The sequence below is a fragment of the Nonomuraea roseola genome (genome assembly GCF_039535395.1).
GTDB lineage: Bacteria > Actinomycetota > Actinomycetes > Streptosporangiales > Streptosporangiaceae > Nonomuraea > Nonomuraea roseola.
This window is the reverse complement of sequence record NZ_BAAAXC010000015.1, coordinates 1,034,405-1,048,109: the sequence shown is the minus strand read 5'-3', so window position 1 is coordinate 1,048,109 and position 13,705 is coordinate 1,034,405. Positions and strand designations below refer to the sequence as shown.

Annotated in this window: 12 protein-coding genes; 11 read left to right on the top strand and 1 reads right to left on the bottom strand. The window is 69.3% G+C overall.

Annotation, left to right across the window (positions count from 1 at the left end; genetic code table 11):
• The first annotated feature begins 20 nt into the window (after positions 1-20).
• Together ABFX55_RS27995 and rho are read left to right on the top strand one after the other, a co-directional pair.
• Positions 21-1,022, top strand: coding sequence for a homoserine kinase (locus tag ABFX55_RS27995; protein WP_346125754.1), 1,002 nt, complete (start codon positions 21-23; stop codon positions 1,020-1,022).
• Between the two features lie 444 nt (positions 1,023-1,466).
• Entirely contained in the window at positions 1,467-3,563 is a 2,097-nt protein-coding gene (gene rho, locus ABFX55_RS27990) for a transcription termination factor Rho (protein ID WP_346125753.1), read from the top strand.
• 290 nt (positions 3,564-3,853) lie between these two features.
• Here rho and ABFX55_RS27985 read toward each other — a convergent pair whose 3' ends face one another.
• Entirely contained in the window at positions 3,854-4,948 is a 1,095-nt protein-coding gene (locus ABFX55_RS27985; RefSeq protein ID WP_346125752.1) for a COG1361 family protein, read from the bottom strand.
• 250 nt (positions 4,949-5,198) lie between these two features.
• Here ABFX55_RS27985 and rpmE point away from each other — a divergent pair, with 250 nt between their 5' ends.
• The 9 genes from rpmE (at position 5,199) to ABFX55_RS27940 (ending at position 13,655) form a co-directional block, all read left to right on the top strand.
• Positions 5,199-5,414: a 50S ribosomal protein L31 gene (gene rpmE, locus ABFX55_RS27980; RefSeq protein WP_183649136.1), complete on the top strand. Its 216-nt coding sequence runs from the start codon at positions 5,199-5,201 to the stop codon at positions 5,412-5,414.
• Positions 5,415-5,506: 92 nt separating this feature from the next.
• Complete coding sequence (prfA, locus tag ABFX55_RS27975) at positions 5,507-6,559, top strand: peptide chain release factor 1 (RefSeq protein WP_346125751.1); 1,053 nt, start codon at positions 5,507-5,509, stop codon at positions 6,557-6,559.
• Positions 6,556-7,410 carry a peptide chain release factor N(5)-glutamine methyltransferase gene (gene prmC, locus ABFX55_RS27970; RefSeq protein ID WP_346125750.1) on the top strand — a complete coding sequence of 285 codons (855 nt, stop codon included), beginning with the start codon at positions 6,556-6,558 and terminating at the stop codon, positions 7,408-7,410. Before prfA ends, prmC begins: the two co-directional genes overlap by 4 nt.
• Positions 7,411-7,421: 11 nt before the next feature.
• The gene (locus ABFX55_RS27965) at positions 7,422-8,066 is read left to right on the top strand and encodes an L-threonylcarbamoyladenylate synthase (RefSeq protein WP_346125749.1); all 645 of its coding nucleotides are present in this window, start codon (positions 7,422-7,424) and stop codon (positions 8,064-8,066) included.
• A gap of 60 nt (positions 8,067-8,126) precedes the next feature.
• On the top strand, positions 8,127-10,112 hold the full coding sequence (locus tag ABFX55_RS27960) for a hypothetical protein (RefSeq protein ID WP_346125748.1): 1,986 nt from the start codon (positions 8,127-8,129) through the stop codon (positions 10,110-10,112).
• Positions 10,113-10,124: 12 nt separating this feature from the next.
• Positions 10,125-10,502: a hypothetical protein gene (locus tag ABFX55_RS27955; protein ID WP_183649121.1), complete on the top strand. Its 378-nt coding sequence runs from the start codon at positions 10,125-10,127 to the stop codon at positions 10,500-10,502.
• A 46-nt stretch (positions 10,503-10,548) separates the two neighbouring features.
• A complete protein-coding gene (locus tag ABFX55_RS27950) occupies positions 10,549-11,796 on the top strand; it encodes a serine hydroxymethyltransferase (protein WP_183649118.1) in 1,248 nt (415 codons plus the stop codon).
• A 57-nt stretch (positions 11,797-11,853) separates the two neighbouring features.
• A complete protein-coding gene (locus tag ABFX55_RS27945) occupies positions 11,854-13,098 on the top strand; it encodes a glycosyltransferase family 4 protein (RefSeq protein ID WP_346125747.1) in 1,245 nt (414 codons plus the stop codon).
• Positions 13,099-13,229: 131 nt separating this feature from the next.
• Entirely contained in the window at positions 13,230-13,655 is a 426-nt protein-coding gene (locus ABFX55_RS27940) for a Cg1360 family ATP-synthase-associated protein (protein WP_346125746.1), read from the top strand.
• The last annotated feature ends 50 nt before the right edge of the window (positions 13,656-13,705 follow it).

The window sequence follows — 13,705 nt, the reverse complement described above, 5'->3', positions numbered from 1 at the left end:
GTCCTTACCCGAGGAGCTGCATGACCGACAGCACGGTCGTCGTCCGGGTTCCGGCGACCTCCGCCAACCTGGGCCCCGGATTCGACTCCCTCGGCCTCGCGCTGGCCTTCCACGACGAGGTCGAGGCGGAACTGTTCACGCCCGCGGACGGCGCTTCGCGGGTCGAGGTGACGGTCGAGGGCGAGGGCGCCGGAGAGCTTGAACTCGGCGACGAGCACCTCGTCGTGCGGGCGATGCGCAGGACGTTCGACCGGATGAACGCCCCCCAGCCCGCGGGGATCCGGCTGCGCTGCCGCAACAGGATCCCGCACGCGCGCGGACTGGGGTCCTCCTCTGCCGCCATCTGCGCGGGAATCCTCGCCGCCCGTGCTCTCGCGCGCCTGCCGTACACGCCGCTGGCGGGTCAGGACGGCGCGGACGAGCACGCGGCGCTCGGCTCTGAGCGAACAAGAGAGCTCACCGACGACGAGGTTTTCGCGCTCGCCACCGAGATGGAGGGGCATCCCGACAACGTCGCCCCCTGTCTCGCGGGAGGACTGACCGTGGCGTGGACCGACCAGCTCGGTACCGCGCGTATGGTGAAACTGGTTCCCGACGCGAGCATCAGGCCGGTCGCGCTCATACCCGCTACGCGACTGTCCACCGAGACCGCGCGGGGGCTTCTACCGAAGGAAGTGCCTCACAAGGACGCCTCCTTCAACGCGGGGCGCGCAGCGTTGCTGATCGCCGCGTTGACCCAGCGTCCCGACCGTGAACTGCTGCTCGCAGGCACGGAAGACCGTCTCCACCAGCACTACCGCGCGCCTGCCATGCGGCGGACGGCGGATCTGGTAGAACGGCTTCGTGCCATGGGCGTGCCCGCCGTCGTCTCGGGAGCGGGTCCCACGATCCTTGCGTTTTCGACACCGGATGCGCAGGATTTGATCGCGCCAGAAGTGGGTAATGACTGGCACATCCAGCTAATGGACGTCGACCAGGATGGTGCGACCGTTCAGTCTCCGAGACACGCTGATGCCTCTTAGACCTTCAGGGAATAGCCGTGTGCGCTGGTGATGTTAGGCTGGTAGCCGCACCAGATGCCCCCTTGTTGGGTGCGTGCTTGTCAGCCACACATCGTTGCATCATGCTTCACGTCGCGAGGCGTGAGCAGCGCGGCTGTCTCCCCGAATCCGTTCGCTCCGGTTGGCCCACACCCGGTCGGCGCGACGCGAGGCGGCGAATCCGGGGAAGTGCGCGTTCGAACCACCTCGACATCTGGCTGGCGACAGCAATCTGGGGGGTCCCCTCCACGCGCCACCGTCCTGTGGCGACCTGGACGAACCCCTCCCCAACCGTGGCGGCCGTCCTGCGCGGCGGCCGAAGATCGCAAAGTGCACCCCGACCCGGTCTGTCCCGCCGGATCGACAGCACCTCCGGGACGATCGGCTGATCATGGCCGACGCCCGACCCCTGGGAAGGACCCTTAGTTGAGCGACACCACCGAACTCCTCTCCGACGCTTCCGGCTCGTCCGCGAGCGCGTCCGGCGACACCCCCACCCGCGCCGCGGCCAAGCCTCGCGCGCGTCGCTCCGGCACCGGACTGTCCGCGAAGGTGCTGCCCGAGCTGCAGAAGATTGCCGCCGAGCTGGGCATCAGCGGGACCGGGCGGATGCGCAAGAGCGAGCTCATCGCGCGTATCCAGGAGAAGCAGGGAGTCGGCGCCGGTGACAGCGCCCCCGCCGCCCCCGCCGCGGAGGCGCCCGCCGCCCCCGCCGTCGCGGAGGCCCCGGCCGTGGCCGAGCGCCCCGCCCGCAGCCGTCGGGAACGTTCCCGCCCCGCCGCGGCCGCAGAACCTGTCGCCACCCCCGAGCCCGTCGCGGCTCCCGAGCCTGTCGCGGCGGCTGCCGCACCGGTCGTGGAGCAGCAGCAGCCCGTCGTGGAGCAGCAGCAGAACGACAACCAGGCCGACGGCCGCGACCGTGGCGAAAGCCGTCGCGACCGTGGTGAGCGCCGCAGCCGCCGCGAGCGCGGTGAGCGTGGCGAGCGCCAGGAGCGCGGCAGCGACCGCCAGGAGCGCGGCGAGCGCTCCGAGCAGCAGCCGCAGCGCACCGACGCCGAGCGCACCCGCGACCGCGGCGACCGCGTCCAGGACCGTGCTCAGGACCGCGAGCGCGTCCAGGACCGTGACCGCGGCGCCGACCGCGGCCAGGACCGTGACCGTGGCCAGGACCGTGGCGCCGACCGTGGCCAGGACCGTGGCCAGGACCGTGGCGCCGACCGTGGCCAGGACCGTGGCCAGGACCGTGGTCCCGACCGCGGCCAGGACCCGCGCGGCGGTGGCGACGACGACGAGCGCGGGCGCGGCAGGCGCGGCAGGTTCAGGGAGCGCAACCGCGGCCGCGGCCGTGACCGCTTCGACAGCAACGAGCCCGTGGTCAGCGACGACGACGTTCTCATCCCGATCGCCGGCATCCTGGACATCCTCGACAACTACGCGTTCGTCAGGACCAGCGGCTACCTGCCCGGCTCCAACGACGTCTACGTGTCGCTGGCCCAGATCCGCCGCAACGGCCTGCGCAAGGGCGACGTCATCACCGGCGCCGTCCGCCAGCCGCGCGACGGCGAGCGCAGGGAGAAGTTCAACGCCCTGGTCCGCCTCGACACCGTCAACGGCATGGACCCGGAGCAGGCCCGCAACAGGCCCGACTTCAACAAGCTGACCCCGCTCTACCCGCAGGAGCGGCTGCGCCTGGAGACCGAGCCCAACATCCTGACCACGAGGATCATCGACCTCGTGGCCCCGATCGGCAAGGGCCAGCGCGGCCTCATCGTCTCCCCGCCCAAGGCCGGTAAGACGATGGTGCTGCAGGCGATCGCCAACGCGATCACCCGCAACAACCCCGAGTGCCACCTGATGGTCGTGCTCGTGGACGAGCGGCCCGAAGAGGTCACCGACATGCAGCGCTCGGTCAAGGGCGAGGTCATCCACTCGACCTTCGACCGTCCCGCCGAGGACCACACCACCGTCGCCGAGCTCGCCATCGAGCGCGCCAAGCGTCTGGTGGAGCTGGGCCACGACGTGGTCGTCCTGCTCGACTCCATCACCCGCCTCGGCCGCGCCTACAACCTGGCGGCCCCGGCGTCCGGACGCATCCTGTCCGGTGGTGTCGACTCGACCGCGCTCTACCCGCCGAAGCGTTTCTTCGGCGCCGCGCGCAACATCGAGAACGGCGGCTCGCTGACGATCCTCGCCACGGCCCTGGTCGAGACCGGGTCGAAGATGGACGAGGTCATCTTCGAGGAGTTCAAGGGCACCGGCAACGCGGAGCTCAAGCTCAACCGCTCGCTGGCCGACAAGCGCATCTTCCCCGCGGTGGACGTCGACGCGTCCGGCACCCGTAAGGAAGAGATCCTCATGGGCAAGGACGAGCTCCAGATCGTCTGGAAGCTGCGCAGGGTCCTCCACGCGCTGGACATGCAGCAGGCGCTGGAGCTGCTTCTGGAGAAGATGAAGGAGACGAAGTCCAACGCGGAGTTCCTCCTCCAGGTCCAGAAGACCACGGTCAGCTCCGAGCGCGACTAGCAGCACCACCTGCACGGTCCCGGCCCCGAGTTCTGGGGCCGGGACCGTGTCGTATGGGGGCGTCCCCACACGGCACGGTCCCCGGGCTTGCCCGGTGAGGGCTTGGCACCCACGCCCCCGCATGGTCCTCGCCTGTGGCTCGGGTGGGTTCCGGCTCCATCGACTCCAGGTCACCGGTCTCGAACCGGGAGACCTCGCCTGGGAGATTCGCGGCGGCCCGTCCTCGCGAGCCGTCCAAAGACGATGGCCCGCTCCTTCGAGGAGCGGGCCATCGGCTCAACCAGAGGGTGTTACTTCACGTCCACGAACTTCTGGCTGGACCAGGAGCCGTAGGTCTTGCTGGTGGCGGGGACCTTGACGCGCCAGTAGCCGTCGTAGCGCTGCTTGACCGACTTGGAGTACTTGCCGGTCGAGCTGGCCTTGGCGAAGCCCATGAACTTGTACTTCGTGGTGCCCTTCTTCTTGAAGTACACCTCCACGATCTTGCCCGCGTACGCCTTGGAGCCGCGGTAGACCTTGCCGTACAGCTTGAAGGCCTTGCTGGCCTTGCTCTTGGCGGGCGCGCCCAGCGTGACCTTCGACTTGGCCTTCTTCGAGGCGCCGCCGCTCGGCGCGTTCACCGTGAACGCGCCGACGCCCTTGAGCGTCTCGCCGCCGCGGTTGGCGGAGATCTCCAGCGTCCACTCGCCCGGCGCGCTGTCGTCGGTGAAGTAGACGGTGCCGGTGTAGTAGCCGTCCGTGCCGAGCTCGAGGCTGCCGAGGTCGTAGTACTCGGAGGTGGTGTCGCTCGTCATCTTGGCGCTGACGAGGGAGGCGTCCTTCACCGCCGCCTGGACGGTGACCTTGACCTCCTGACCCTTGACCAGGTTGACCGGGTTCGGGTTGACCGAGGCGCCGGTGATGCCCTGCTTGCCTGCCACCTTGACGGTGAAGCTGTTCGTGCCGCGGGAGGTCACGATCTTCAAGGTCCAGTCACCGGACGGGTCGTCCTTGGTGATGGTGAACTTGCCGCTGCCCGAAGCGGACGCCGGGCGTGTCTGGGTGGCCTCGGTGAGGTTGGCGGGCGCGGTGTAGGTGAGCGACACCGCCTTCGCGCTCTTGCCGGGCGGGGTGATGTCGGCGGAGGTGACCGCGACCTTGTCGGCGTCAGTGGTCGGCCCGTTGCCGGTGCCGAGCGGGTTGGCCACCGCGAAGGTGAAGCCGACCTCGATCTCCTTGTCCGCGGGAACGTAGGCGCTGCCGCTCATGGAGACGTTCGTGATGTCGTCGGCGGCCACGTACGCCGCCTGCGACACGGATGCGCTGGCCGAGGAGAGGCTGGCGCCCCCGACGAGCACAGCCACCCCCGTTGCGGTCGCCAGCAGCAACCGCATCCTTTTCTTCATGTGATGGGGCCCCTTGCATCGGTGTATATGTGAGAAAAGTTACGGATTGGACGTTTGAGACTACTGGGGCTGATTCGAGCCGTCCATCGGATCGCGTGGAATGACCTGTGGCCTGGGATGGTTGAAGGATCTGGCACACTGGTAGCTGAACCGAAAGCGGTACCGGTTCCCGCCGCGCGCGAAATCACTCAGTGTGTCAGCGCGCAAGCCGTACGAGCGACCCGGCGACCGCACCCCGAAAGGACTTGCAATGAAGCGCGACATCCACCCCGAGTACAACGTGACCCAGGTGACCTGCACCTGCGGCAACACCTTCACCACGCGTAGCACCGCGAAGAACGGCTCCATCCACGCCGACGTGTGCTCCGCCTGCCACCCGTTCTACACGGGCAAGCAGAAGATCCTCGACACCGGCGGTCGCGTGGCGCGCTTCGAGCAGCGCTTCGGCAAGAAGGCCAGCAAGTAGCTTCCCTGACGCCGGCCCGGAGACGCGCATGCGCGCGCCCGGGTCGGCGTTCTTGGTGAAGAGGCGGCGACAAAGCGGAAGAAGGACGCACGGTGAACCTCGACGAACTACTCAGTGAGTACGCCGAGCTGGAGCAGCAGCTCGCGGACCCCGCCGTGCACGCAGACCAGAACAAGGCCCGCACGCTCGGCAGGCGCTACCGCCAGCTGACCCCCATCGTCGGCACCTACCGCGAGCTCGAGGGCGTCAGAAGCGACCTCACCGCCGCCAAGGAGCTCGCCGCCGAGGACGAGGGCTTCGCCGAGGAGGCCGTCCAGCTCGAGGAGCGCATCCCCAAGCTGGAGGAGAAGCTCAAGCATCTGCTCATCCCGCGAGACCCCAATGATGACAAGGACATCATCATGGAGATCAAGCAGGGTGAGGGCGGCGAGGAGTCCGCGCTGTTCGCGGGCGACCTGCTGCGGATGTACCTACGCTACGCCGAGCGCCTCGGCTGGAAGACCGAGATCATCGACGCCCAGCACTCCGACCTCGGCGGCTACAAGGACGTCACCGTCGCCATCAAGGCCAAGGGTGAAGAGGGCGTCTGGTCCAGGCTGAAGTACGAGGGCGGCGTCCACCGCGTGCAGCGGGTGCCCGTCACCGAGTCGCAGGGTCGCATCCACACCAGCGCCACCGGTGTGCTGATCTATCCCGAGGCCGAAGAGGTCGAGGTCAACATCGACCCCAACGAGCTGCGCATCGACGTCTACCGGAGCTCAGGCCCCGGCGGGCAGAGCGTCAACACCACCGACTCGGCGGTCCGCATCACCCACCTGCCGACCGGTGTGGTCGTCTCCTGCCAGAACGAGAAGAGCCAGCTCCAGAACAAGGAGTCGGCGATGCGGATCCTGCGCGCCAGGCTGCTGGCCGTGGCGCAGGAGCAGGCGGAGGCAGCGGCACAGGCCGAGCGCAAGTCCCAGGTGCGTACCATGGACCGTTCTGAGCGCATCAGGACTTACAACTTCCCGGAGAACCGCATCTCCGACCACCGCGTCGGCTTCAAGGCGTATAACCTCGACCAGGTGCTCGACGGAGAACTGAGCGCAGTCACCCAGGCCCTCATCGACGCCGAAATGGCGGAGAAGCTCGCACAACACTCATGACATTCCTGCTGGACGAGATCGCTCTCGCAACCGCCCGGCTCGCCGAGGCCGGAGTGCCGTCCCCGCGCACCGACGCGGAGGAGATCGCGGCGTTCGTCCACGGCGTGCGCAGAAGCGAGCTCCACACGGTCAAGGACGCCGACTTCGACGCCCTCTTCTGGGAGGGCGTCGCCAGGCGTGAGGCCAGGGAGCCGCTGCAGCACATCACGGGACACGCCTACTTCCGCTATATGGAACTCGCGGTGGGCCCGGGTGTGTTCGTGCCACGCCCAGAGACCGAAGTGGTCGCCGGCTGGGCCATCGAGCGGTTGCGCGAGATGGACGTCGCCGAACCCCTGGTCGTCGACCTCGGCACCGGTTCGGGCGCCATCGCGCTGTCGATCGCGCAGGAGGTCGCGCTCGCCCAGGTGCACGCGGTGGAGGTCGACCCCGACGCGTACGGCTGGGCCAAGCGCAACATCGCCGAGCACGGCCAGGGCCGTGTCCACCTGCACCCCGAAGACCTCGCCGACGCGCTTCCCGAGCTCAACGGCAAGGTCGACCTCGTCATCTCCAACCCGCCCTACATCCCGCCAGGCGCGATCCCGCGCGATCCCGAGGTGCGCGACTACGACCCCTCACGGGCGTTGTACGGCAGCGGCGCCGACGGGCTCAACGAGGTCAGGGCCGTCGAGCGTACGGCCCGCCGCCTGCTCAGGCCGGGCGGCTGGGTGGCCGTCGAGCACGCCGACGAGCAGGGCCAGTCGGTCTACCGTCTCTTCCCCGAGGACAAGGGCTGGCGCGACGCACGTCTGCGCCAGGACCTCACCCGAAGGGACCGCTTCGTCACCGCCAAGTTCGGCCAGGAATAGGATTGCTCGCCGTGGGACGACGTTATGACTGCGCAGACGCCGAGCAGAAGGCCGCCGGGCTGACCGACGCGGCCTCTGCCGTACGCAAGGGCGAGTTGGTGGTGCTGCCGACGGACACCGTCTACGGCATCGGCGCCGACGCCTTCACCCCGTCGGCGGTGACCGCGCTGCTGGACGCCAAGGGCCGTGGGCGCGACATGCCGCCGCCGGTGCTGGTGGGCACCGTACGCGCGGCCAACGCCCTGGTCGAGGACCTCGGCGCGTACGGCCAGGACCTCATCGACGCCTTCTGGCCTGGCCCTCTGACGATCGTGTGCAAGGCGAACAGGTCGCTCTCGTGGGACCTCGGCGACACCAAGGGCACGGTCGCCCTGCGCATGCCGCTGCACCCGGTGGCGCTTGACCTGCTCAAGGAGACGGGCCCGATGGCGGTCTCCAGCGCCAACCGTTCGGGCGCGCCCGCCGCGACCACGGCGCAGAACGCCGAGGAGCAGCTCGGCGACTCGATCGCCGTCTACCTGGACGGCGGCCCCTGCGCCGACGACACGCCGTCCTCGATCCTCGACCTGACCGCGGCCGTGCCCCGGCTGCTCAGGAAGGGCGCGATCTCGGTGGAGAAGCTGCGCGGCGTCGTGGGATACGTCGCCACCGACTGATTGATGCCGTCTGTTTATCCCTGAAGCGGACGGCCGCGCACGCCACCTACCGTGAGGCCCATGGGCTCGTTCGACGGTATGGATCCGACACTGGTGCGTGACCTGCTGGCCGAGGTGCGGCGGGCCGCCGTCCAGATGCGTTCGCTGGAGAGCAGGGTCGCGCAGGCCACGCGGAGCGCGGGCCTGGCCACGCCGACGACGCACCGACCCTCCCAGGTGGCCGACGCGTGCGAGGACATGGCGCGCGACGTCACGGGGCGGCTGGCGCTGCTGGAGAAGAAGGAGGCCGCGCCACGGGTGGGGGAGCAGGCCAAGGACATCTCCCCGAACGGCACACCCGCCTCGGGTGAGACCAAGGATCCCGCGCCGAAGGACTCCAAGGAGCCGCGCGAGGACGATCGCGCCTCCAGGACGGCCAACCCCCGCGAGACCACCACCCCGCACGACCCCCCAACCTCCTCCGACCCCGCGCCCAGGAAAGACCCCACACCTGCGGATCCGGAGTCCAGGAAGGATCCGGCACCTGCGGAGCCTGCGCCGAGGAAGGACCCCACACCTCCAGAGCCGGAGTCCAGGAAGGATCCGGCGCCCACGGAGTCTGCGCCGAGGAAGGACCCCACACCTGCGGAACCGGAGTCCAAGAAGGACACGACTCCGGCGCAGCCCGAGCCGAAACAGGATCCCGCGCCTGACGAGCCCAAGGCCAAGGATCCCGCGCCTGCCGAGCCGGAGTCCAAGCGAGACCCCGCGCCTACGGAGCCGGAGCCCAAGAAGGATCCTGAGCCCGCGCCGAAGAGTGAGTCGACTCCGAGGGACGCGCCCGCCGAGCCCGCACCGAAGGCGGGGGAGACGCCCGAGCCGAGGCCCGCGCCGCAGCCGGACTCCCGCGCCGAGGACGTCCCGAGCGCCACCGACCAGCCCAAGGACGGCGACAGGGACAGCCGCCACGACAGGGGCACCGAACCCGGCACGCCTGGCCAGGACATCCTCGACACCCCTGCGAAGGACCACCCCGACGACCTCGGCCAGAGCGACGCGGGCAAACCGCAGGTCGTGGAGGTGGACGGGGTCAAGGTCCTGCAGATCCCCCTCGACCCGCCCACCGCCCGCGAGATCGCCGACCTCCTGGACGACGTCGAAGCGGTCCGACCCACCGACCTCCCCTCCGTGGAGGGCTCGGCAGCCCCCCTGGCACCGGCTGTGCAACCGCCGGTGGACACGTCCCTGGCGCCGGCGGTGCAGCCGCCGTCGAACGGACCGTCGGCTCCGTTGACGCCGGCCGTCCAGCCTCCGGTGGACGCGTCCCTGGCGCCGGCGGTGCAGCCGCCGTCGAACGGACCGTCGGCTCCGTTGACGCCGGCCGTCCAGCCGCAGGAGGGAACGAGCGGCGCGACCACCGGTGCCACCGCGAGCGGCGGGTGGGCCGACGATGGCAGCGATGTGGTGTCGGTGGATGCGAGGCCGCCGTCGGATGCGGCGTTGAGGACGTTGGTGGACAACGCCAGTGACATCGAGCCGATGGAGATGCCGAGCGTCGAGGTGCCGCCTGGGGAGTGGGGCAGGGGCGAGTGGGTGCCGAAGGACTTCGGTCCTGATGGCGCCGCGGGTTCGGTGGATCCTGGTGGTGCTGCGTCCCAGACGTCGGGTGGTGGTGATTCCCCCTCGGCGAGGGGGGCGGTCTACGAGGGCTCCACCGCCGGGCAGCAGTCCGCGCCGACGTCCTCCGCCGGGCCGACGTCCTCCGCCGGGTCGGGGTCATCCCCGGAGTCGATGCGGGCGAGTGACGCGACGGGTGCCGCCACGAGCAGGGCCGATGATGGCGGGGATGTGGTGTCGGTGGATGCGAGGCCGCCGTCGGATGCGGCGTTGAGGACGTTGGTGGACAACGCCAGTGACATCGAGCCGATGGAGATGCCGAGCGTCGAGGTGCCGCCTGGGGAGTGGGGCAGGGGCGAGTGGGTGCCGAAGGACTTCGGGCCCGACGGCGAGCCGGGGCGCGTGGAGCCCGGCGAGCCGGGCCGTCCCACCGTCCCGCCCGGCAGCTGAGAGGGAGTGCGCATGTACGTCGACCCACCGGCCCCGCAACCGCGCCAGCCAGGCGAGCAGCCGCCCGTGACCACCTCGGGAAGCCCCCTGGACGGCCAGCCGAGAGTGTGGGAGTTCAACCCCGACTACCAGCGCCTGGTCACCGCCTGGCAGACCGTGCTGCCCATGCTGGAGACGCTGACGGCCAGCCTGGACAAGGCCTACCAGCTGGCTCGCAGCCCGCAGACGTGGGAGGCCCCCGTCGGGTCGCGTTACGTGGAGGACCTGGCCGAGTGGCGTAACAGGCTGGGGCTGTACCGGCAGGCGGTGCTGACGGCCATCAGCGACCAGGCCGCCGACACCCCGCGGTGGGTGCCCGCCTCCGCTGGGGCGCCGCACGCTTTCTCCTGATCCCCGCCTGGTGGGAAATCGGAGCATTCGTGCTTACAGTGGATGGATGTACTACGGCCCGGATTTCGGGGCCCTCCAGCGTGAGGATCCCGAGATCGCGCAGGTGCTGCTCGACGAGGTCGATCGGGTACGCGGCGGCCTGCAGCTGATAGCGAGCGAGAACTTCACCTCGCCCGCCGTCTTGGCCGCGCTGGGCTCGACGCTGACCAACAAGTACGCCGAGGGCTATCCCGGCAGGCGCTACTACGGTGGCTGCGAGGTCGTGGACAGGGCCGAACGGCTCGCGGTGCGGCGGGCGACCACGCTGTTCGGGGCCGACCACGCCAACGTGCAGCCGCACTCGGGGGCCAGCGCCAACCTGGCCGCCTACGCCGCGCTGCTCCAGCCCGGCGACACGATGCTGGCCATGGCGCTGCCGCACGGCGGGCACCTCACCCACGGGTCGAAGGTCAACTTCTCCGGCCGCTGGTTCGACGTGGTGTCCTACGGCGTGCGGCGCGACACCGAGCTGATCGACTACGACGAGGTGCGCGACCTGGCGCGCAGGCGCAGGCCGAAGCTGATCGTGTGCGGCGCGACGGCCTATCCCCGCCTGATCGACTTCGGCATCTTCAGGGGCATCGCCGACGAGGTGGGCGCGTGGCTGATGGCCGACGTCGCGCACACCATCGGGCTCATGGCGGCGGGCACGATCCCCTCGGCGGTGCCGTACGCGGACGTGGTCACGTTCACCACGCACAAGGCGCTGCGCGGGCCGCGCGGCGGCGGCATCCTGTGCACGGCCGAGCTGGCCGCGAAGGTCGACAGAGCGGTCTTCCCCTTCGTGCAGGGCGGGCCGCTCATGCACGCCATCGCGGCGAAGGCCGTCGCGTTCGGTGAGGCGATGCGTCCCGAGTTCGCCGACTACGGGCGAAGGGTCGTCGAGAACGCGAGAACCCTGTGCGAAGCGCTGGAGGGGATGCGTCCCGTCTCGGGCGGCACCGACACCCACCTCGCGCTGATCGACCTGCGCGCTCTCGGCGTGACGGGGGCCGAGGCCGAACGGCGCTGCGCCGCCGCGGGCATCACGCTCAACCGCAACGCCATCCCCTACGACCCCGAGCCGCCCGCGATCACCTCGGGGCTGCGGGTGGGGACCCCGTGCGTCACGACTCAGGGAATGGGGGTGGAGGAGCTCAGAGAGGTGGGCACGCTGGTCTCGCGCGCCGTGAGATATCCAGAAACAGCGGATGAAGTGCGGGAACGGGTCTCTGAGCTGGTGGCGAAACATCAGCCTTATCTCAGTGAATTATAAGGTGATCTGTGTCGATTTCCGGTCACAGCTGGCCGATGCATCCGGGAAACTAGGTCCGTGCGCGAATACCTCTTCATGGCACTGGTAGCGGCGGCGGTGACGTACCTGCTGGTCCCGCTGGTCCGGCGGTTCGCCATCCGCATCGGAGCCATGCCCGAGGTGCGAGATCGCGACGTGCACACCGTCCCGACCCCGCGCCTGGGCGGGCTCGCGATGTACGGCGGGCTCGTGGCTGGCCTGCTGGCCGCCACCCAGCTCGACAAGACGGGCGAGGTGCTGGGCCAGGACCAGACGGTGATCGCGCTGATCGCCGCGGGCGGCCTCATCACGCTGACCGGCTTCCTCGACGACTGGTGGGGCATGGACCCCTTCATCAAGCTGGGCGGCCAGATCGGCGCGGCGGGCGTGCTGGTCTACTTCGGGCTGGCCCTGCCATGGGTGCCGTGGGTGAACGGCGAGACGATCAGCCTGCCGCCCGACCTGTCCGCGGTCATCACGATCCTGGTCGTGGTCGTCGCCATCAACGCCGTCAACTTCGTCGACGGCCTCGACGGCCTCGCCGCGGGCATCGTGGGCATCGCCGCGGCCGCCACCTGGGTCTACGCGATCTTCCTCGACCAGAGCATCGAGCTGAACAGGATCAACACCACCGCGGCCATCACCGCCGTGCTCATTGGCATGTGCCTGGGCTTCCTGCCGCACAACTTCCACCCCGCCAAGATCTTCATGGGCGACACGGGCGCGATGCTGCTGGGCCTGGTTCTGGCCTCCTCGCTGGTCACGGTGACGCCCGTCGACTCGGAGGTGATCGAGGGCATGAACAGGTTCGGCGCGCTGATGCCGATCCTGCTGCCCGCCGCGGTGATGGTGCTTCCGCTCATCGACCTCATCAGCGCGGTCGTCAGGCGCACCTCGATGGGCCTGTCGCCGTTCGCGCCCGACCGCGGTCACCTGCACCACCGCCTGCTCGACATCGGCCACTCCCACCGGCGCACCGTGCTCATCATGTACGCGTGGACGTCGGGGTTCGCGCTCGGTCTCGTCGGCATGTCGGTGAGCGGCGTGCCGGTCGTGTACTTCCCGATCGTGATCGTGATCGCGCTGGCCGTCCTGGTGCTCTTCTCGCTGCCCCGGTGGAGGGGGCGCGGCGGCGCGCACGCGGCCAAGCGCAAGGACACCCCCGACGACGATGACGACGGGCCTCCCACGGGACCCATGCCGCCCATCAGGGCGGAGTTCCAGCAGGTGCATCCGGCGAAAGAAGATGCCTCCGTTGTCCCGGTGTTTCCCGCGCGTTCTTGATCGGGAACTAGAAATGGCAGGTAAAAGCGGTCATACGTGAGCTTGTGATATCTTTCACGAGCAGGGCCCCCGTGGTGCACGGCTCATGGGGTAGCAATCGCTCGCTTGTTAACTAGCTGTCTGGAGCACCGATGCAGGCCAACGACGTGCGCGTCCTCAAGAGCGCCGCGCTGCCCACCCTCGTGGTAGGAGCCGTCGCTGTCATCGTGGCCTTCCTGGTGGCGGGCGGAAAGGGCGCGCTCGGCGCCGTTGTCGGACTCGCCCTCGTGGCGGTTTTCTTCAGCGTCAGCGTGGTAGCGGTGTCCTATGCCGCCCGAGTGTCCCCCCAGATGATGGCCATCTCCGCGATGGTCAGCTATCTCGTCAAGGTCGTGGTCATCATGGCGATGCTGCGAGCCTTCGGCGACACGACCGCATGGAACCCGAAGGCGTTCGCGTGGACGGTCGTGGTCGGCACCATCGTCTGGACCGCCGGTGAGGTGCGAGCCTTCATCAAGACCAAGATGCTGTACGTCGACCCCGAGGCCACTGTGCCGGGCCAGGAGAAGAAGTCATGAACCCCGGTAAAGTAACGGGGCCCGATATGACTAGTCCTGCCTGTGCCTGC